The 19,009-nt window shown below is 71.4% G+C and carries 16 protein-coding genes; 9 read left to right on the top strand and 7 right to left on the bottom strand.

Annotation, left to right across the window (positions count from 1 at the left end; all coding sequences use genetic code 11):
• Genes STH_RS16810 through STH_RS02955 form a run of 4 tightly spaced genes read left to right on the top strand, consistent with a single transcriptional unit; the run spans nucleotide 1 to nucleotide 3,859 of the window.
• Nucleotides 1-999 (top strand): ABC transporter permease subunit, encoded by a 999-nt coding sequence (locus tag STH_RS16810; protein WP_050742074.1) that lies wholly within the window; start codon nucleotides 1-3, stop codon nucleotides 997-999.
• Nucleotides 999-1,898: an ABC transporter permease gene (locus STH_RS02945; RefSeq protein ID WP_043713178.1), complete on the top strand. Its 900-nt coding sequence runs from the start codon at nucleotides 999-1,001 to the stop codon at nucleotides 1,896-1,898. Before STH_RS16810 ends, STH_RS02945 begins: the two co-directional genes overlap by 1 nt.
• Nucleotides 1,899-1,958: 60 nt before the next feature.
• Nucleotides 1,959-2,969: an ABC transporter permease subunit gene (locus STH_RS16815; protein WP_050742075.1), complete on the top strand. Its 1,011-nt coding sequence runs from the start codon at nucleotides 1,959-1,961 to the stop codon at nucleotides 2,967-2,969.
• Complete coding sequence (locus STH_RS02955) at nucleotides 2,966-3,859, top strand: ABC transporter permease (protein WP_011194706.1); 894 nt, start codon at nucleotides 2,966-2,968, stop codon at nucleotides 3,857-3,859. The genes STH_RS16815 and STH_RS02955 overlap by 4 nt, the downstream gene beginning before the upstream one ends.
• A 93-nt stretch (nucleotides 3,860-3,952) precedes the next feature.
• Here STH_RS02955 and STH_RS02960 read toward each other — a convergent pair whose 3' ends face one another.
• The gene (locus tag STH_RS02960; RefSeq protein WP_043713182.1) at nucleotides 3,953-5,884 is read right to left on the bottom strand and encodes a stalk domain-containing protein; all 1,932 of its coding nucleotides are present in this window, start codon (nucleotides 5,882-5,884) and stop codon (nucleotides 3,953-3,955) included.
• A 399-nt stretch (nucleotides 5,885-6,283) separates the two neighbouring features.
• Here STH_RS02960 and glyQ point away from each other — a divergent pair, with 399 nt between their 5' ends.
• The 3 genes from glyQ to STH_RS02975 all read left to right on the top strand — a co-directional run bounded on the left by glyQ (nucleotide 6,284) and on the right by STH_RS02975 (nucleotide 10,950).
• Nucleotides 6,284-7,252 (top strand): glycine--tRNA ligase subunit alpha, encoded by a 969-nt coding sequence (glyQ, locus tag STH_RS02965; RefSeq protein ID WP_011194708.1) that lies wholly within the window; start codon nucleotides 6,284-6,286, stop codon nucleotides 7,250-7,252.
• Nucleotides 7,253-7,254: 2 nt separating this feature from the next.
• On the top strand, nucleotides 7,255-9,357 hold the full coding sequence (gene glyS, locus STH_RS02970) for a glycine--tRNA ligase subunit beta (protein WP_011194709.1): 2,103 nt from the start codon (nucleotides 7,255-7,257) through the stop codon (nucleotides 9,355-9,357).
• Nucleotides 9,358-10,347: 990 nt separating this feature from the next.
• Nucleotides 10,348-10,950: a GyrI-like domain-containing protein gene (locus tag STH_RS02975; RefSeq protein ID WP_043713184.1), complete on the top strand. Its 603-nt coding sequence runs from the start codon at nucleotides 10,348-10,350 to the stop codon at nucleotides 10,948-10,950.
• On the opposite strand, the gene STH_RS02980 is transcribed toward STH_RS02975, so the two are convergent.
• The 5 genes from STH_RS02980 to STH_RS03000 are packed head-to-tail and all read right to left on the bottom strand — an operon-like array spanning nucleotide 10,947 to nucleotide 16,475.
• Nucleotides 10,947-11,693 (bottom strand): SDR family NAD(P)-dependent oxidoreductase, encoded by a 747-nt coding sequence (locus tag STH_RS02980; RefSeq protein WP_011194711.1) that lies wholly within the window; start codon nucleotides 11,691-11,693, stop codon nucleotides 10,947-10,949. The two genes, STH_RS02975 and STH_RS02980, sit on opposite strands and share 4 nt — an antisense overlap.
• Nucleotides 11,684-13,117: an aldehyde dehydrogenase family protein gene (locus STH_RS18645; protein ID WP_011194712.1), complete on the bottom strand. Its 1,434-nt coding sequence runs from the start codon at nucleotides 13,115-13,117 to the stop codon at nucleotides 11,684-11,686. The genes STH_RS02980 and STH_RS18645 overlap by 10 nt, the downstream gene beginning before the upstream one ends.
• A 1-nt stretch (nucleotide 13,118) precedes the next feature.
• Entirely contained in the window at nucleotides 13,119-14,273 is a 1,155-nt protein-coding gene (locus tag STH_RS02990) for a hypothetical protein (protein WP_050742076.1), read from the bottom strand.
• Nucleotides 14,270-15,745, bottom strand: a complete 1,476-nt coding sequence (locus tag STH_RS16820) for a chorismate-binding protein (RefSeq protein ID WP_011194714.1) — start codon at nucleotides 15,743-15,745, stop codon at nucleotides 14,270-14,272. Before STH_RS16820 ends, STH_RS02990 begins: the two co-directional genes overlap by 4 nt.
• Complete coding sequence (locus tag STH_RS03000; RefSeq protein ID WP_011194715.1) at nucleotides 15,732-16,475, bottom strand: cyclase family protein; 744 nt, start codon at nucleotides 16,473-16,475, stop codon at nucleotides 15,732-15,734. The genes STH_RS16820 and STH_RS03000 overlap by 14 nt, the downstream gene beginning before the upstream one ends.
• Nucleotides 16,476-16,537: 62 nt before the next feature.
• Between STH_RS03000 and STH_RS03005 the strand changes: the two genes are divergently transcribed.
• Both STH_RS03005 and STH_RS03010 read left to right on the top strand, forming a co-directional pair.
• A complete protein-coding gene (locus STH_RS03005) occupies nucleotides 16,538-17,005 on the top strand; it encodes a GNAT family N-acetyltransferase (RefSeq protein ID WP_011194716.1) in 468 nt (155 codons plus the stop codon).
• A gap of 94 nt (nucleotides 17,006-17,099) precedes the next feature.
• Complete coding sequence (locus STH_RS03010) at nucleotides 17,100-18,104, top strand: thiamine pyrophosphate-dependent dehydrogenase E1 component subunit alpha (RefSeq protein ID WP_011194717.1); 1,005 nt, start codon at nucleotides 17,100-17,102, stop codon at nucleotides 18,102-18,104.
• Here the strand turns inward: STH_RS03010 and STH_RS03015 are convergent.
• On the bottom strand, nucleotides 18,073-18,861 hold the full coding sequence (locus STH_RS03015) for a 2-oxo acid dehydrogenase subunit E2 (RefSeq protein ID WP_011194718.1): 789 nt from the start codon (nucleotides 18,859-18,861) through the stop codon (nucleotides 18,073-18,075). The two genes, STH_RS03010 and STH_RS03015, sit on opposite strands and share 32 nt — an antisense overlap.
• Nucleotides 18,862-19,009: the final 148 nt, after the last annotated feature.

Consider the following 19,009-nt stretch of genomic DNA (forward strand, 5'->3'; position numbering starts at 1 on the left):
ATGCGACCGCTGGTGCGCCTCTGGCTCAGCCGTCTCGCGATGATGCTGGCCTCCTGGCTGCTCGTGATCGGCCTGACCTGGCTGCCCGCCGGCGTCTTCTGGGTCGAAGAGGGCGACCTGCCGGTGGGGGTGGTGTGGGGCGTGCGGACGGAGTCCATGCAGCCCTTCATCCTCGAGCCCGAACCGGTGGCGCGAAAGCCCCGCGCACACTGGTCGGTCTCCCAGTACGGGCAGGCGGTCGTGACGTACGTGCGTGAACTGGTCACCGGTCAGGTGACCGATTACAGCCATCGGTGGACCGAATCGGGGCCGGTCCAGATTCCGGAACCCGTGCTGCCCCAGGTGCGCGAGCGGATGGTGGTTTCGCTGCGCCTGCTCTCCCGGGCGCTGGTGCTCGGGATGGCCGCCGGGTTTGCGCTGGGCGTGCTGAGCCTGCGGCGCGGGGCCGCCCGGGGGTTTTCGCTGGGCATCTCGGTGGCCGGCATGGCGCTGCCGGAGTTCGTGGTTGTGCTCCTGCTCCAGATGCTGACCATCTTCACCTACCGGGAGTTCGGCATCCGGCTCTACTCCGTGCTGGGCCCCTCCGGGGGAGAGCGCGGGTGGCTGGTGCCCCTGCTGGCCCTCAGCCTGGGGCCGATGGCCTATACCGCCCGGCTGGTGGCCGGCGGCCTCGACGAGGTGATGCGCGAGGACTTCATCCGCACCGCCCGGGCCAAGGGGCTGTCGGAGGCGCGGGTGGTGATGAAGCACGGGCTTCGCCACGTGCTGGGGCGCGTGCTGGGCGGTTTCCCGACCATCATGGGGAACGCGCTCTCCAGCATGGTCATCATCGAGGTCCTCGCGAATGTAAACGGCCTGGCGGGCGGACTGATGGCGAACTGGTCGAGCCGGATGGTGGCCACCACCGGGCTGGTGTTCTGCCTGTGGTTCGGCCTGCTGGATGCGCTGGCCAACACCCTGCGGATCCTGGCCAATCCGCGCCTGAGGGAGGGGGCGTGATGCGGCGCATTCCCCTTTCGCTGATCATCGGCCTCGTGCTGCTCGGCGGCCTCGGAGTGGTGCTGTTGCTTCCCTTCCTCTGCGACCTGCCGCACCCGCAGCAGGGCGTGTTGCTGCAGATGGAGGGACGGCGCCTGGTGGCTCCGCCCTACCAGCCGGGGCAGCTGGGGTACGTGCTGGGCTCTGACTTCCTGGGCCGGGACTACTGGTCCCGCCTGGTCTACGGCGCCCGGATCACGGTGGGTCTGGCCTTGATGATCAACCTCATCCGTTTCGCGCTGGCCCTGCCTGTCGGGCTGCAGGCCGGGTGGCGGCGCGGCTGGCTGGCACGGGCGGAGCAGGCCGCGGCGGCCGGCTTTGGATCGCTTCCGGCGCTGGTCCTGGTCTACATCGTGCTGCGGGGCCTGTGGCCGTTCTTCCTCGGCGGCAACGCGTGGATGGTCGCCTACGTGCTGGTGCTGGGCCTCGCAGGCGCCCCCCGCATCGCGGAGCAGGTGCGCCGCCGGACCGAGGAGATCGCCCTGATGCCGCACGTGGAGGCTGCGCAGGCGCTGGGCGCCCGCCCGGCGCGCATCCTGCGGCGCCACGTGCTGCCCATCATGCGGGCGGACCTGCTGGTCATGGCGCCGTCCGAGATGGCCTGGGTGCTGATGATCATGGCGCAGCTGGCCGTGTTCGGCGTCCATCCCGGCGGAGCCGTCCAGGTGGAGACGATCAGCGGCAACATCGCCGTCGCGGAGTACCTGCCCGAGTGGGGCCAGATGCTGGGCACCAACATCCCCTACCTCCTCAGCTACCCCTGGCTGCCGTTCTACCCGGGCCTCGCGATCGGCCTCACGGCGGCCGGCTTCCACCTCCTGGCCGAGGGGCTCCGCGAGCGGGATCTGATGGTCAGGTAGTTGGTCTTGCCGCGGTTGAACCGGACTTGTGGAATGGGAAAAGCAGGTGAGACGGAACCGATGGGTCTGTGGTCGACGGTGTTGCGAAGCTGGGCGGTGCGGGTCGGGCTTCTCGCCCTCTCCGCCGTGATTGTTGTGCTGGTGGCCATGCTGCCGGAGGGGGTGGAGGTGACCGGTGAGGCCGCCGCGCCGGGCACGCTGGGGGAGGTGCGGACCGACGCCACCCGGAAGTACCGGATCGAGCCGCTGCAGGACGCGGGGGCTCAGTTCAGCTACACCTGGTCCGCGGCCAAGTACGGCGCCGGGGTCCGGAACTACCTGGTCGGGCTGTTCGAGGGGACGCTCACCGTGGAAAGGTGGTACGGCACGGCGCAGAGCCGCCTTCCGCTGCTTCCCCTGCTCCGGGATACCTGGTGGCTCTCCTTCCAGCTGTTCGCCGTCGCCCTGGCGGCGGGCATCGCAGCGGGGCTGCTGCTGGGCGGGCTGGTGCTGGGCAGCCGCGGCGCGCGCATCTTCTCTGTAGGCCTCTCCATCCTGGGTGTCTCCATCCCGGACTTCCTGCTGATCCTGCTGGGTCAGATGCTCACCATCTGGTCCTACCGAAACTTCGGCGTGCGCCTCTGGTCGGTCCTGGGCGTGCAGGGCGGCGAGCGGGGGTGGATCCTGCCGCTGCTGGCCCTGTCGATCATCCCGATGGCCTATACGGCCCGGCTGATCTCCACCGCCCTCGATGAGGCGATGCGGGAGGACTACATCCGCACCGCCCGGGCCAAGGGGGTGCCCGAGGTGCTGGTGGTGCTGAAGCACGCCATGCGCAACGCGCTCCCCCGGGCCCTCAACGGCATGCCGGCCATGCTCAACGTGACCCTTTCGAGCCAGCTGGTGGTGGAGGTGCTGACCAACCACTACGGCATCGGCTCCGGGCTGATGCGGGGACTCAGCTACGGCCAGCCGGCCGTGGTGGCCAGCATCGGGCTGATCTTCTGCACGTGGTTCGTCGTCATGGACGGGCTGGCCGTCACCCTGCGCGCCCTGGCCAACCCCCTGCTGAAGGGAGGGGGCACCGTATGAGGCGGCTGAACGCTCCGCTCGTGGTCGGACTCGTCCTGACGGCCGGTCTGGTCGCGCTCCTCGTGCTGCCGGAGGTGGTCTCCCTCCCGGACCCGCACCTGGGGGTCCACGTGCAGATGGAGGGCCGGAAGCTGCGCCTGGCGCCCTTCGCTCCCGGGGAGTTCGGCTACGTGCTGGGCTCGGACATGGTGGGGCGGGACCTGCTCTCGCGCGTGATCTACGGCGCCCGCTACACCCTGGGCCTGGCGGCGGCGGTGATCGTCCTGCGGGCGGTCATCGCGCTGCCGGCGGGCCTGCGGGCCGGGTGGACCGGCGGCCGTGCGGCCCGGATCGTCCAGGCCATGGCCGTGGGGTTCGGCTCCATCCCGGCCCTGGCGCTGGTCGCCATGACCCTGGGCGGACTGCGCTGGCTGGTGCCGGGGCAGAAGGGCTGGCTGGCGACCTACGTGGCCATGCTGGTGCTCTCCGGCGCCCCGCGCATGGCGGAGCAGGTGCGGCGGCGGGCCGAGGAGATCGTGGTGCCCCACGTGGAGGCCGCCCGGGCGCTGGGCGCGACGCCATGGCGGATCCTGCGGCGCCACGTGCTGCCGCTCATGCGCGCCGACCTGGCGGTGATGTTCTCCTCGGAGATGGCCTGGGTGCTGCTCCTCATGGGGCAACTGGCCGTCTTCGGCATCTACGTGGGCGGCACGGTGGCCGTGCGCGGCGACGGGTGGATCCGTTACATCGAGTACCTGCCCGAGTGGGGGCAGATGCTGGGGGCGAACCGCACGGCCATCCTGGGCTCTCCCTGGATCCCCTTCTTCCCCGGCCTGGCGCTGGGCGTCTCGGCGGCGGCCTTCCACCTGCTGGCCGAGGGATTCCGGCTCCAGGGGCTGCGGCAGGGATAGTCAGGAGAGTGCCGAAAGCGAAGAAGCGGCCGGAACCCCGGGATGGGGCTCCGGCCGCTGGCATGATCGCCCGGCCAGCGGCGCAGCCTCGGGCTACGGCGACTCGATGAGCACGGTCCGGGTCAGGCCGTCCCAGTCGACCTTCATGCCGAAGGCCTCGGCGAAGACCCGGGCGGGGACCATGGTGTGCCCCCCCACGTTGCGGGCCGGCGCCTGGAGCGGGTCCAGCCGTTTGCCGTTCAGGACGGGCACGGGGTCGTCGATGGTGAGGCGGAGCTCGGTGCCGCCCTTCCGGGCGATGGCCGTGCGGGTCTGCGCATTCCACTGCACGTCGGCGCCCAGCGCCTCGGCGATGGCCCGGAACGGGACGAGGATCCGGCCGTTTTCGTTCACCGGCTGCTTGGCGAAGTCCAGCACCCGGCCGTCCAGCTTCACCTTCACGGCGGAGGCGTCGAAGGTGTAGCTGCGCTCGGCGGCCAGCCGGCCCGACTTGTCGTACGCCTGGACCGTGAGCACATGCTCGCCGGTGAGGCCGGTCAGGTCAACGTCGGCGACGTACGGCACCTTGTGGCTGGTGGCCACCAGCCGGCCGTCCAGCCGGTACTCCACCTTGCCGAGCCCCCGGTCGCCCAGCCAGACGTAGCTGGCCACGCGGGTCTTTCCGTGCAGGGTGGCCTGCTCGATGGGATGCCAGTAGTTCTCCGGAACCTGATCCAGGCTGGAGAGGTACCAGTCGTCGGCGATGGCCTCGCGGACCGCGTTCAGGAGCGTGCGGTTCTGCGACATGGTGTACGCGGCCTTGTCACCGGTGCGCGGGTTGTTGAAGTGACCGACCATCTTGATGCGCGGGTAGACCATGGGCAGGTAGGCGTACACGTAGCGCGCCGTCTGCGCCGCCCATTCGGAGGCGTCGTAGATGGGCAGGCCGAGCCTGCGGGCCTCGGGCGTGTCGTTGGAGTAGTTGTACCCCGTCTCCGCGATCATGATGGGCTTGCGATCTGCGAACCGCTCGTAGATCTCCTTGAACTTGTCCAGCGGATTCGCCTTCTGGCCCTGGTAGTACAGGCCGTTCGTCATGTCGCTCTGGTTCACGTCCGCGAGGAAGTAGGCGTCGTGGTACGCGCTCACGCCCACCCAGTCGACCCATTCATCGCCCGGGTAGTACTGCATGTAGTCGGCGCCCACGTAGTTGGGGGCCCAGACCATCGCCACGTTGGGCGCCTCCTCGCGCATGATGCGGGCCACCAGCCGGAACTTCTCCTTGTACAGTTCCGGGTTGCCGTACCACGGCACCCAGTTGCCGTTCATCTCGTTGCCGAACCGAAGGTAGACCGGCTGGCCGTACTCGGCCAGCTTCCGGGCGTACGCCCGCACCACGGGCTCGGTCACCGACTGGAGCCCGCGGGTGGGCTGCCAGGCGATCTGCAGGGGGACGCCCTTCTCCAGGACCAAGCTGGAGACATTGAGGTAGTCGTACTCGGCCACCGAGTTGTAGACCATCACCATGCCGTAGGGCTTGCCGTAGGTGGCCGCTGCCCGGTCCAGGTCGTCGTAGACCGCGGGGTCGTGATCGACGGTGCCCCCGTAGAGCGCGCCGAATGCGGGCTCGTGCTTGGCCAGATCCCCGGGCTTCACGCCGGCCGTGGGGCGTGCGACGAACACTTCCAGCCGAGGCTTCAGCTGCTCGATGCGGAGGATGTCCCACCTCATCTGCTCGTCGGGGACCCCGGTCTCCCGGTAGAACTGGACCTTCATCTCATAATAAGGAAGCGCCTCTTCGGAACGGCCCAGCTCGTCCAGGGTGTAGGCCACCTGCTGCGCGTAGTAGCCCGCCATCCGCTTGTTGCCGTCGGCGATGATCATCGGGATGGCCTGGAGCCAGTAGGGCAGGGCTTCCTCGGCCTTTCCTGCCTCGGCCAGCCGGTTGCCCTCTTCCACCAGCTGCCAGTAGGTGGCGGCCTCTGCCCGCGGGAAGGAGGCCAGCGCAACGAACGCGGCAAGTACGAAGGCGATAAAACGACGCAATGATAACCCTCCGATCCCCTCAGTTTTCGAATGGAATATAGATTCATCATTGATGGTTAGGTTCCTTCGCTTAGATGTCCTGATCATGGTGCCGCTTTCCACCCCTTGACACGCCAGTCCCGACTTGCTAGCATCCATTGCTAGCGAGGAACGGGAGGAGTACCCGCCAGCCGGCTCTGGCAGAGAGCCCTGCACCCGGTGCGAGCAGGGCGGGCAGGCACGGGGAACGGCGCCCGGGAGCGAGAATCGCATCACGGCAGAGGTGGGCGTCCCCAGGGGGCGCCAATCAGGGTGGAACCGCGGGAGCACTCACAGGCTCTCGTCCCTGGCCACATCATCGGGTGGCCCGGGGCGAGAGCCTTTCGCATCGGACCCCCGCTGGCAGAAGGAGGACCGCGCATGTACTTTCAGGATCTCGTTCTGACCCTGGACAAGTTCTGGGCCGAACAGGGGTGCATCATCCGGCACCCGTACGACGTGGAGAAGGGCGCCGGCACCTTCAACCCCGAGACGTTCTTCCGCGCCCTGGGGCCGGAGCCCTGGAACGTGGCCTACATCGAGCCGTGCCGGCGGCCGGCGGACGGCCGCTACGCCCAGAACCCGAACCGCATGCAGCACTACTTCCAGTACCAGGTGATCATGAAGCCGTCGCCGGAGAACATCCAGGAGATCTACCTGGAGATGCTGGAGCGCATCGGCATCGACCCGAAGAAGCACGATATCCGCTTCGTGGAGGACAACTGGGAGGCGCCGAGCCAGGGCGCCTGGGGCCTGGGCTGGGAGGTCTGGTGCGACGGCATGGAGATCACCCAGTTCACCTATTTCCAGCAGGTGGGCGGCTTTGAGTGCAAGCCGGTCTCGGTGGAGATCACGCTGGGCCTGGAGCGGCTGGCCTCCTATATCCAGGGCGTGGACAACGTCTGGGACATCATGTACAACGAGCACCTGCGCTACGGCGACGTGTTCGAGCGCTTCGAGTGGGAGCACTCCGTGTACAACTTCGAGCAGTCGGACACCCAGATGCTGTTCCAGCTCTACAACATGTACGAGGCCGAGGCGAAGCGGCTGCTCAGCCTGGACCCGCCGCTGGTCTACCCGGCCTACGACTACATCCTGAAGTGCTCGCACACGTTCAACCTGCTGGACGCGCGCGGCGCCATTGCCGTCAGCGAGCGGCAGGGGTACATCCTCCGGGTGCGCAACCTCGCCCGGGCGGCCGCGAAGGCCTACATCGAGATGCGGGAGGCGCTGGGCTTCCCGCTGCTGAAGCCGCTGGCGGAGCGGCCTACCTGGGCGGCGCGCTACGGCGCCGGCGGACGGGGCCACGGGACCCCTGACCAGACCCGGACCGCGGAAGGAGGGAACTAGCCATGGCGGAGACGCGCAACCTCATTCTCGAGATCGGCACCGAGGAGATTCCCGCCCGGTTCTGCGCCCCGGCCCTGGAGCAGCTGAAGGAGAACGCCGCGAAGGCCCTGGCGGAGGCCCGGCTGGACTACGAGCTGGTGGACGTCTTCGGCACCCCCCGCCGGCTGGTGCTCTATGTCCGGAACCTGGCCCTGCGGCAGCGGGACGTCGAGGTGGAGGTGAAGGGGCCTCCCAGGAAGATCGCCTTCGACGCCGAGGGCAACTTCACCGTGCCCGCCCGGAAGTTTGCCGAAGGGCAGGGGGTGGCCCTCGAGGAGCTGGAGGTCCGGCCCGACGAGAAGGGCGGCGAGTACCTCTGGGCCCGCAAGCGCATCCAGGGCGAATCGGTGGAGACGGTGCTGCCGCCGCTGCTGGCGGGGCTGGTCACCTCGATCCACTGGCCCAAGGCGATGCGCTGGGCCGACCGGGAGCTCCGCTACGCCCGGCCGATCAAGTGGATTCTGGCCCTGCTGGGCGACTGGCGGGTGCCGTTTGACGTGGACGGCATCGAGACGGTGAGCACCACCCGCGGCCATCGGGTCCTGGGGCCGGCTGAGCCGATTGCGGTGAGCGACGCCGACGACTACTTCGCCAAGGTTGCCGGCGGGTACGTGATGGTCGACCAGGCCGTGCGCAAGCAGGTGATCTGGCAGCAGGTGACCGCCGAGGCGGCCCGGGTGGGCGGCTTCGTGCGGCGAGACGAGGACCTGCTCGAGGAGCTGACCTGGCTGGTGGAGCAGCCCACCGCCTTCGCCGGCTCCTTCGATCCCGCCTTCCTCGAGGTCCCCGCCGAGGTGCTGGTGACCACCATGAAGGACAACCAGCGCTACTTCCCGGTGTACAAGGCCGAGGGCTCCGAGGAGCTCCTGCCCTACTTCATCGGCGTCCGCAACGGCGGCCACGAGCATCTGGACATCGTCCGGGCCGGCAATGAGAAGGTGCTGGCCGCGCGCCTCAGCGACGCCCGGTTCTTCTGGGACGAGGACCGGCGGCAGCCCCTGGAGTCCTTCAACGCCAGGCTGAAGGAGGCCGTCTTCCAGGAGAAGCTGGGCACGCAGTTCGAGCGCGTGGAGCGGCTGGTCAGCCTGTCCCGCCCCATCGCCCAGGCGCTGGGCCTGTCCCCGGAGCAAGAGGAGCAGGCCGCCAGGGCCGCCTGGCTCTGCAAGGCCGACCTGATGACCCGCATGGTCTTCGAGTTCCCCGAGGTTCAGGGGTACATGGGCAAGCAGTACCTGCTCCACCAGGGCGGCGATCCCGCCGTGGCCGAGGCCATCTACGAGCACTACCTGCCCCGGGGCGCCGGCGACGACCTGCCCCGGACGGGCCCGGGGATCGTGGTCGCGCTGGCGGACAAGCTGGATACCCTGGCCGGCTATTTCTCCATCGGCCTGATCCCCACCGGGTCGCAGGATCCCTTCGCCCTGCGGCGCGCCGCCCAGGGCGTGGTGCAGACCCTGGTGGAGAACGGCCTGCGGGTTGACCTGGCGGCCCTGGTCTCGCGGGCCATCGAGCAGTACAGGCTCCCGGGCGAGGCGGCGGTCAAGACCCACAGCGATCTCATGGAGTTCTTCCGTGCCCGGGTCAAGGTGCTCATGGAGCAGAGGGAGATCCGCTACGACGTGATCGACGCCGTGCTGGCGGCCGGCTTCCGGGACGTCACCGACGCCGTGAACCGGGCCGAGGCCCTGGCCGCCGTGATGGCCGAGCCGGAGTTCGCCGCGGTGACGGGCGCGTTCAAGCGGGTCGCCAACCTGGCCGGCAAGGCCAACGAGGCGGGCGCGGTGAGCGCGGAGATCGACCCGGAGCTCTTCACCGAGCCCGCGGAGCGGGACCTGTACGGCGCCTTCGTCGACCTGCGACCGGAGATGAAGCGGGCCTACGAGGCGGGCGACTACCGGACCTTCTACCACCTGGCAACTCGGCTCAAGGCGCCCGTGGACGCGTTCCTCGACACCGTCCGGGTCAACGTCGAGGACGAGAAGGTGCGGGCGAACCGCTATGCCCTGCTCCAGGCCCTGGGCGGCCTCCTGTCGGCGCCGGCCGATCTGAGCAAGCTCGCGGGGTAGACCCGGACGCGCACGCCAGGGGCTGTTCCACACGTCGTCAAGGACGACGTTGGAACAGCCCCGTTTCTTGCTGTAGTGGCGCGGGAGTCGACCTGATCCTAGCACGTTCTGGTTCTCGGCGGCCTGCGTACGGGTCCCGGGGTGGACCCGCGGGCACCTCGGGGCCGGTGAGTGGGTGCGGAGCCAGCGGAACGGCCGGGGGCCGACTGCAGACCGAGTACAGGGCGGCGTGCACGGGAGGGCTGTTCGAGGCGGAATGTGCATGGTGTTTCGGGTACCGAAGGTATTTTCCGCCTCGAACCGGGGGGAGCGGGGCCAGATGGTGGTGTGAGGCCTGCGGGGTAGGCGCAGGGGTGGGCTGTTCGAGGCGGAATGTGCATGGTGCTTCGGGCACCGAAGGTATATTCCGCCTCGAACCGGGGGGGAGCGGGGCCGAATGGTAGTGTGAGGACTGTGGGAGGAGGCGCAGGGGTGGGCTGTTCGAGGCGGAATGTGCATGGTGCTTCGGGCACCGAAGGTATTTTCCGCCTCGAACCGGGTGGGAGAGAGGCTGGATGGTGGTGTGAGGACTGCGGGGGAGGCGCACGGGAGGGCTGTTCGAGGCGGAATGTGCATGGTGTTTCGGGTACCGAAGGTATTTTCCGCCTCGAACCGGGGGGAGCGGGGCCGGATGGTGGTGTGAGGACTGCGGGGGAGGCGCACGGGGTGAGCTGTTCGAGGCGAAATGTGCACGGTGCTTCGGGAGCCGAATGTATATTTCGCCTCGAACCGAATGGGAAACGGGTCGGCCCGACAGATTAGGGTGGGGTGCCAGAGCACGGGTCCGTCGGCGATTCGGGCGCACGGCGTCTGCGATGGACCGCGGGGCAGGAGCCGGGTTCCGCGGCGGAGAAGCCACGACCGAGAAGGGTTCCGCCACGCCCATGACCCCGGCCGGGTCGGCGGCTCGTGGAGCCTGAACCCCACCATACCCGGAAGGGGGCTTCCGTCATGACCCAGCCTGCCGGCTTCGCACCGGTACTGTTCAAGGCCCGGAAGGATCCTGAGATCGTGGAGGTTCCCGACACCTGGTGCCTGACCCTGAGCGGTGTCGGCGCGCCCGAGAGCCCGGCGTTTCAGCAGGCGGTCGAGGCGCTCTACGGACTGGCTTACACCCTGAAGTTCCAGCAGAAGGCCGCCGGGCAGGACTTCAAGGTCCCGCCCCTGGAGGGGCTGTGGTGGTCCGAGCCACCGGAGGCGTTCGCCCGGACGCCGCGGGAAGAATGGCGCTGGCAGCTGCTGATCCGGATGCCTGAGGGGATCACCGCGGAACAGGTGGCCGCCACCCGCGGCCAGGCGGCGGCCAAGAAGAAGAACCCACGGATCCTGGACGTGGCGTTCGAGCGCTTCGCCGGGGGTACGGCCGCGCAGGTGCTCCACGTGGGCCCCTTCTCCGAAGAGGGACCGGTGATCGAGCAGCTGCACGCCTTCATCGCCGCGCAGGGATACCGGCTCCGGGGCCGCCACCACGAGGTCTACCTCTCCGACTTCCGGCGCACCCCGCCGGAGAAGCTGAAGACCATCCTGCGGCAACCGGTGGAGCCTGCCACCTAGTTCATCACCCGGCCGCCGTCCACCACGACCGTCTGCCCGGTGACGAACGCCGCTGCCGGCGAGAGCAGCCAGGCCACGACCTCGGCCACCTCGCCGAAGGTGCCCAGGCGGCGGAGGGGGGTCTGGGCCTTCATCGCCTCCAGCGCCGGCGTCGGCAGCGCTCGGGCGAGGGGCGAGTCGATGGGCCCCGGCGCCACGCAGTTGACGCGGATGCCCAGCGGCCCCCACTCTCGGGCGGCCGACCGGGTGAGCCCTACCAGCCCCGCCTTCGCCGCCGCATAGGCGGGCCCGAACGCACCGCCGTTGAAGCTGACCACCGAGCCGACGTTGACCACGGCCGGCTCCCGCCCTTCCCGCAAGAGAGGCAGGGCCGCCCGCATCACGTGGAAGGGGCCGCTGAGGTCGGCCGCCAGCACGGCGGCCCATTGCTCGGGGGTGACCTGGTCCCAGGGGAGCACCGGCGCCACCCCGGCGTTGTTGACCAGTAGATCCAACCCGCCCCACGCGTCCCGCACCAGCTCAACCACGGACTCGGCCTGGCCGGGCACGGCGAGGTCGGCCCGGAGCACCAGCGCCCGGCGGCCGGAGGCATTCACCGCCTTCGCCGTTTCCTCCGCGCCGGCCTTGTCCCGGTGGTAGTGCACGGCCACGTCGGCCCCGGCCTGGGCCAGGCGGCGGGCCACCGCTGCCCCCAGCCCCTTGGAGGCCCCGGTCACCAGCGCCCGCTTGCCGCTCAGATCCACGGGATCACCGCCTCCCGATATGCCTTGGCCGTGAACAGGAAGTCCGCCAGCCGGCCCTTGTGCGGCGCCCCGGGCTCCGTGTGCCAGGGCGGGACCGGGCCGACGAACAGCTTTTGAATCGAAGGTTCCCTGAGGCAGCGCCGGACGAGCGCTGCCTCTTTCGTCATCAGCGTGACCGCCAGCGAGCCGCGCAGCAGCGGCAGCGGGTCTGCACCGGCGGGCAGCCGTAGGCCGGTCGCCCACGGGGCCGGAATCTCCGCGCCGAAACGGGGATCGGCGGGATCGACGCCCAGCACCAGCGCGGGGCGCACAAAGGTGAGGCCGTCCACCTCCACGGCTTCGCCCGGGGTCAGCCGGGCCGCCGCCGGGTCCTTCCAGGCGGGGACGCGCGCAGCCGGGTCCAGGGGGTCCAGGAGCGGCAACCGGGCCAGCCGTTCCGCCACCGCTTCCAGGAGGCCCGGGGCGTCACCCCTGAGCAGCACGGCGCTGGCGCAGGTGCACTTGCGCCCGCCGTCGTGCAGGATGCAGTCCACCAGGAACGTCACAGGGTCTTCGGCACTGGTGGAAGAGCTGGCCGGCTTGTGGGTGCGGAGGCCGGACGGCTGGCCGTTCGGTTCCGGGGTCGGGTCACCCGGCGCTGCCCCGACCGCGTCCGTGTCCACCAGCACCTTGGACCGGCCCGGGCCGTTGAAGAGCACCCGGGGATCCCGGCCCAGCAGCGATTCCAGCGCAGGCCCGCCATACGCCACCGTCCGGTCGCAGTGTTCCACCAGGGCGGGCACCAGGTCGTGCCCCCCGGGCAACAGGGCGATCCGCTCGGCCGGGAAACCCGCCTCCCGGAGTGCGAGCAGAACCCGCCACGGTGTGAAGGGGTCGTCGGCGCCGGGCCGGACGGCGACCACCCAGCCCATCGCCAGCGCCAGCACCCAGGTCAGGTGCACCGCCGGGTGGTTGGACGGGGCGACGAAGCCCAGCACCCGGCCCACCGGCGCCCAACCGCAGGACTTGCCGGGAGCGGGCTCGATCCGGCCGGTGAGGAAGGGCTCCGGCGTGCCGCCCGGCGCCTGCCAGGTCAGGGCTTCTCGCACCTGCGCCATGCCCCGGGCCAGTTCGGCCAGGGCGCGTCGGCTGTCGGTGAGGGGGGCGCCGGTGGCCAGCGTGACCAGCCGGGCGTGCTCCTCCGGGGAGCAGCCCCCGAGTTCGGCTGCGTCCAGCAGACGGCCGGCCGCGGCGATTCGGTCCCAGAGGGCGGTGAGGTCGGCTTCCGGCTCCGCCGCCGCCCGCAGCTCGGCCACCGCCCGGTGGACCAGCAGGGCCGGCGCGACGGCCACCTTCGCCAGGGGCTCGCCCCGGTAGTCCCGGAGCAGCCGCACGTCCAGGCTGGTCCGCTCCCGGCCGCCCCGCCAGATGGGGATCTCCCGCACCTCAGTACACCCCCTCGACTCGGGCGCCGCCCCCGTCCAGGGGTGCAACCTCCGCCAGCTCGTCCCACAGCTCCGACCCGGGCCATGGGACGCGGACCGCCCGATCCCGCTCCAGGTGCCAGGGGAGGAACAGCTCCCGGGTCAGCAGGCTGATGCGGACCTGGCCGGCCTCGCCGGGAGCGACGCGGCGGCTCGGGTCCTGCGGGTCGACCACCCGGACCACCGCCGCCGGCCCCGGCGGGGAGAAGATGCAGCGGTGGGTGTCGCCCTCCCGGCGGGGACGCTGGCAGGCGATGCCCATCAGCGTGTTGCCGTACCAGCCCACGAACCGCGCCTCCGGCAGCAGCTCCTCCTCCAGCAGCCGCAGCCCTTCGGCGGAAAGCGAGGTGCCGAACCAGATGATGCCCTCGACCCTCCCCGCCAGGGCGGCGTACGCCTCCGGGTGCTCGCAGAGGGCCTGCAGGAGGGGCGGGGTGGTGGAGAGTACCCGGACCGGCTGGGTCCTGAGCACCGCCAGGGCCTGCTCTACCAGGTGGGCGGTGTAGCGACGGGCTTCGTCGGCGCGGCCCTCCCGGTAGAGCCGCTTCACCCAGCGCGGGTCCAGGTCGACGGTATGGTAGAGGAAGCCCCGGAGCCGGGCGAGCCGGGCCACGTTGGTGCCCACCAGGTGGGGGCCCGTGGGCCCCAGGTGGAGCCAGGCCGGGTAGGCGTCCCCTCCCCCTGTGTGGGCCCGGCCCTCCGTCGTGTCCGTGCCGCCGTGCGCCGGGGCGATCGCACCGGTCGGGCCTCCCGGTCGTGTCCGTGCTTCGCGCCGCGGGAAGCCGTGCTCGTCCAGCATGCGGTCGACCCGCTGGATCCCCCTGGTGCGCTCCTGCGCGTCCACGATCCGTACGGGCGGCCCCGTGGTGCCGCCGGTCTCCCACACGTCAAAGGGCTCGCTGCACCCCCGCGGGATGAGGTCGCCGACGGGGACGGACCGCCACTCCCCGGCCACCGCGGGGAAGCGGGCCAGGTCGTCGAAGCCCCGCACCTCCGCGACGGGGTCGAAGCCCAGATCGGCCGCCTTGCGCAGCCAGTACGGCGAGCCGGTGTCCGGGCTGAAGTGCCAGCGCACGATGTCGCGCACGTGCGCGTCCAGTTCCGCCCGCGTCATCACGTTGGGTCACCTCCTCGGACGGCGTCCTCGCCCCGCATCAGCTCCTCCGCCGGGGGCAGCGCGGCGCCGGCCGCGGCCAGGGCCCGTTCCGCCTTGGCCATGCACTCCCGCCATTCGGCCGCGGGGTCGCTGCCCGGCACCAGACCGGCGCCGGCCCGGACCAGGACGGTGCCGTCCCGCAGGGCCAGCGAGCGGATGGTGAGCCAGAGCTGCAGTCCGCCGCCGGGCAGTACCGCGCCCACGGCGCCGGCGTACCAGCCCCGCGGCACAGGTTCCAACCGATCGATCAGCGCCCGGGCCGCCTCCCGGGGAATCCCGCCCACCGTGCCGGCCGGGAAGCAGGCGGCGACCAGATCGCCGGGGCCCAGGTCGGGCCGGAGCGTCCCCGACAGCCGTGACGCCAGGTGGACCAGGCCCGGGTGGCGCTCCAGCTCCATGAAGGCTTCCACCGCGACGCTCCCCGGTAGGCAGACCGCCTCCAGGTCCCGGCGGGCCTGTTCCACGGCCACCGCATGCTCCTCCCGGTCCTTCGGGCTGGCGGCGAGTTCCGACGCGCGCTCGGCGGGCCGGGTGCCGGCCAGCAGGTGCATGTGGGCGCGGCCGGCTTCCAGAAAGACCAGCGGCTCGGGGGAGATGCCCACCAGGGTCTCGCCACCCGCGCCGACCCGTAGGAGGAACCCCAGCCCGGGCGGGCTGCCGGCAGTCAGCGGGCGGTAGATGGCCGCGGGGGGCAGGGGGCAGGGGGCGGCGAAGGGCACCGAGAGGATCACCTTGGTCAGCCGGCCTTCGGCCATGGCCGTCAGCGCCTCCCGCACCGCGGCCGCGTACGCCGGGTACGGCCACAGCGGCACGGCCCGGTGCGGGGGCGCATGTGCCGATGCCCGCTCGCCGGGTCTTCCGGAGCCGCCCTGGCCGGCGGCAAGACCGACCTCGCCTTCGTCGGCGCCACTCTTCCTTGCGTCGGCGCCGCTCTTGCGCACGTTGGCGCCGTTCTCGCCCGTGTTGCCGCCGCTCTTACCCGCGGTGCCGCCGCTCTCGCCTGCGTTGGTACTGCTCTCGCTTGCGTCAGCGCCGCCCTCACCTGCGCAGGCGCCGCTTCGCACCGGCGGGCAGCCGCGGCCGGGGACGGCGGGCAGGCGCCCCCGCACCCAGAGCTCGCCCGCCTCCCGGTCGAACAGCGCGGCCGAGCCCGGTACCCAGAAGCGACCGGTTCCGTCCCAGTCCAGCCGGCCCACCGCCGCAGCCAGCAGCGGCGGGGCCTGCGGCGGCAGGGGGGTCCTGTCCGCCGCCGCAGCCGCCTCCGCCACCGTGCGGGCGCGGGCCTCCGGGGCCCAGGCCACCAGGGCCACCCTGCGGCCTTCCCAGGTGATGCCGTCCAGCAGCGCCACCGGCCCGGAGCCCAGGGCCGCGGCCAGGTCCGCGGGCTCCCAGGGCGGAAGGGGCAGGCGGCGGACGGACTCAGCCGTCGCCATACGGGACGCCCCCTTCCACGGCCAGGGCCCGGACCGGCGCCGCTTCCGCGCCTTCGACGAGCATGGGCGCGGCCATCAGCCAGACGATGGGCCCCCGCAGGGCCTTCAGGTTGCGGAGGTACTCCAGGATAGGTATGTCGGCTTCCAGCAGCCGGCGGTGCACGGGGAAGTCCCGGTCGCCGGGCTCCTCGGTCAGGAAGTCCAGCCCCACCAGCGCAGCCCCCTGCTCGACGCACCAGTCGGCTGCGCTGGGGGCCAGGTACGGGGGCTTCTGCCAGAAGTCCGGGTCGCCCCAGTGGCGGTCCACGTAGTCCGTGCGCAGCAGGAGACGCAGGCCGGGGCGCATCCGCCCGCCGGCTGCCGCCTCCAGGTCGTCGGCGGTGACGGGCTCGTACAGGCCGCGGTGGGTGAGATCCAGCACCAGCGCCGGCCCGATGAACCGGTCCGGCTCCAGATCGCTCACGTTCTTGCCGCCGGGCACGAAGTGGCTCGGGGCGTCGACGTGGGTGGCGTTGTGGGGATTGAACACGAACTGGCTGAAGCGCCGGCCGTGGCCCGTGGGATCCGTCTCGGGCGTCATGAGCGGGCGGATCTCCACCTGGCTGTACCAGGCGGTCCCGTAGGCCGGCATGCCGTGGCTGTAGCCCAGCGTCAGGTCGATGATGCGCAGGGGGCCCACCTCCTTGGCGTTTGGCTGCTGTCCGGGACGGCCCGTGTGGCCGCTCGCCATACTATGCAGGTGCGCCGGCCCCGGTCCCGTGCATATCCATGTCGGGGGAGGGGGGCGGCACTGTGGCCGTGGAGGTGGGGCTTCTGACCGTGGCGGAGTGGCCCTGGCTGGTGTCGCGGTCGGCGGCGACGGCCTGGGCCCACGTGGATCCCGCCCTGCGGGACCGGGTGAACCCGCAGGCGGTGGCCGCTCGGGTGGAGCAGAACCTGCGCGCGTTGCTGACCAGGCCCGGCAGCGCCGCACTGGTGGCGCGCGCGGGCGGCGCCGCCGCCGGCTACCTGGTGGTGGCGCTGGTGCCCGACGAGCTGACGGGGCTGCCCGTCGGTCTTTTCTATGACATTTTCGTAGAACCGGCGTACCGGGGCACCGGCGTGAGCCACCGCCTCACCGCAGCCGGCGAGGCCCACTGCCGGGCCTGGGGCGCGAGCCTTGTCCGCCGGTACATCGACCCCGGCAACGAGCCCTCGCTCCGGCACGCGTTGCGGGAGGGCTGCCGGATCGACCGGCTTTCGCTGGTGAAGGTGCTGTGACCCGATGCCGGAGTGCCCGGGCGCGGCCGGCACGACTCCCGCGGGGCGGTGCCGGTCGGCTAAGGCCCCGGTTTCCTGAAGGGGGCGTGATCCCGTGCTCGACCATCGTGCCGCGGGGCTGACCGATGAACAGGCCCTCGCGATCTACCGCTGGATGCTCCTCACCCGGCGGCTGGACGAACGGCTCGGGGTCCTGCAGCGGAGCGGCGCCATCCCCCTGGCCCTGTCCAGCCGGGGGCACGAGGCGGCCCAGGTGGGGGCCGCCCTGGCGTTCGCGCGGGGGAAGGACTGGTGGTTCCCCTACTACCGCGACCTGGGGGCCGTGCTGGTCGCCGGCACGACGCCGCTGGACGTGATGTTGTCTTCCTTCGGCCGGGCGGCGGACCCGTCGTCGGGCGGTCGGCAGACGCCGTACAACTGGGGCGACCGGCGGCTGAACATCGTCGCGCGGTCGGCGCCGGTCGGAGTGCAGATCCCCCAGGCGGTGGGGGTGGCGCAGGCGGCGGTCCGCAGGGGCGATCCGATCGTGGTGTACTGCAGCTTCGGCGAGGGCGCCGCGTCCCAGGGCGACTTCCACGAGGGGCTGAACTGGGCGGCGTTGCACCGCCTGCCCGTCATCTTTTTCTGCCAGAACAACGGCTGGGCGATCTCGGTGCCGCTCAGCCGCCAGGTGGCCGGGGGCAGCGTCGCCGCGCGGGCGGCGGGGTACGGCATCGAGGGCGTCAGCCTCGACGGGACGGATCCGTTCGCGGTCCACGCCGCGGTCCGGCGGGCGGTGGTGCGGGCGCGCGCCGGCGGCGGGCCGGCCCTGATCGAGGCCCGGGTGCACAGGCTCGACCCCCACACCTGCGACGACAACCACGCGGCGTACCGGACCGGGGCGGAGCTCAGGGCGGCGCGGGAGGCTGACCCGCTGCCCGCCGTGGCAGACTATCTGCGGCGGCGGGGGCTGCTCACGGACGCTGCGGCCGCGGCGGTGGAGCGGGCCGTCGCGGCGGAGATCGACGCTGCGGAGGCCGCGGCGCGGGCGGCCCGCCCGCCGGCCGGCGAGGAGGCGCTGGGGCCGGTCACAGCGCCACCTGCTCCAGCGCCTCCTTGACGGTCGCGAGGAAGCCGATCATCTCCGCCCCGTCCACCGCCCGGTGGTCCGCGGTGAGCGCGAGGTACATCATCGGTCGGATCGCGAGCTGGTCGTCCCCGACGACGACCGGTCGCTTCTGGATGGCCTCGAACGCCAGGATCCCGACGTTGGGCGGCTGGATGATGGGCGTGCCGAACAGGGTGGCCCCGTAGCGGCCCGTGTTGGTGATGACGAACGTGTGGCCCGAGAGCTCGTGCGGCGAGAGCAGCCCGGCCCGGGCCTTCTGGGTCTGCAGGTGGATCGCCCGGGCCAGGTCCCAGAAGCCCATCCGCTCGGCCCCCGGGACGACGGGCAGCAGGACGCCCCCTGGCACCGCCGTGGCGATGCCCAGGTTGATGTACCGCGGGATGACGAACCCCTGGGGGGTGAGCATGGCGTTCATGATCGGCCACGCCTTCAGGGCCCGGACGGTCGCGGCGGCGAAAAACGGCAGGTAGGTCAGCCGGATGCCCAGGTGCCGCTCGGCCAGCGGCTTCAGCGACTCGCGCACCGAGATGAGCCCCGTCGCGTCGACCTCGGCCACCACGGTGACCGGGGCGGTGGTCCGCTGGGCCTGCTCCAGGTTGAGCATGGAGACCCGGCGGATGTGGCTGAGCGGCAGGGTGACGACCGGGGGGAACGGCGGGCCGCCCATGGCCAGGGGGTTGTCGGGCGTGCCGCCGGGCAGCAGGAGGCCGGCCGGCGCGCCGGGGGGCGGGCTCGGGAACAGCTGCACCGGAACTCCTCCCCTCGCTGGCAGGATGCTGCACCAGCATATGCCGCGGAAGCTGCCGCGCCCCCGCGGCGGGCGCGGCAGGGGCGCGATAGACGGGCTCTTGAACTGCGATCAAAAACATCAAGAGCCGCAGGAGCCGGGGGCCGCC

Source organism: Symbiobacterium thermophilum IAM 14863 (assembly GCF_000009905.1).
Taxonomy (GTDB): Bacteria; Bacillota; Sulfobacillia; order Symbiobacteriales; family Symbiobacteriaceae; genus Symbiobacterium; species Symbiobacterium thermophilum.

What these genes read in the sequence shown, in the direction of transcription:
- STH_RS16810 (WP_050742074.1), top strand. Translation starts at nt 1, where the DNA reads ATGCGACCGCTGGTGCGCCTCTGGCTCAGCCGTCTCGCGATGATGCTG.
- STH_RS02945 (WP_043713178.1), top strand. Translation starts at nt 999, where the DNA reads ATGCGGCGCATTCCCCTTTCGCTGATCATCGGCCTCGTGCTGCTCGGC.
- STH_RS16815 (WP_050742075.1), top strand. Translation starts at nt 1,959, where the DNA reads ATGGGTCTGTGGTCGACGGTGTTGCGAAGCTGGGCGGTGCGGGTCGGG.
- STH_RS02955 (WP_011194706.1), top strand. Translation starts at nt 2,966, where the DNA reads ATGAGGCGGCTGAACGCTCCGCTCGTGGTCGGACTCGTCCTGACGGCC.
- glyQ (WP_011194708.1), top strand. Translation starts at nt 6,284, where the DNA reads ATGTACTTTCAGGATCTCGTTCTGACCCTGGACAAGTTCTGGGCCGAA.
- glyS (WP_011194709.1), top strand. Translation starts at nt 7,255, where the DNA reads ATGGCGGAGACGCGCAACCTCATTCTCGAGATCGGCACCGAGGAGATT.
- STH_RS02975 (WP_043713184.1), top strand. Translation starts at nt 10,348, where the DNA reads ATGACCCAGCCTGCCGGCTTCGCACCGGTACTGTTCAAGGCCCGGAAG.
- STH_RS16820 (WP_011194714.1), bottom strand. Translation starts at nt 15,745, where the DNA reads ATGGCGACGGCTGAGTCCGTCCGCCGCCTGCCCCTTCCGCCCTGGGAG.
- STH_RS03000 (WP_011194715.1), bottom strand. Translation starts at nt 16,475, where the DNA reads ATGGCGAGCGGCCACACGGGCCGTCCCGGACAGCAGCCAAACGCCAAG.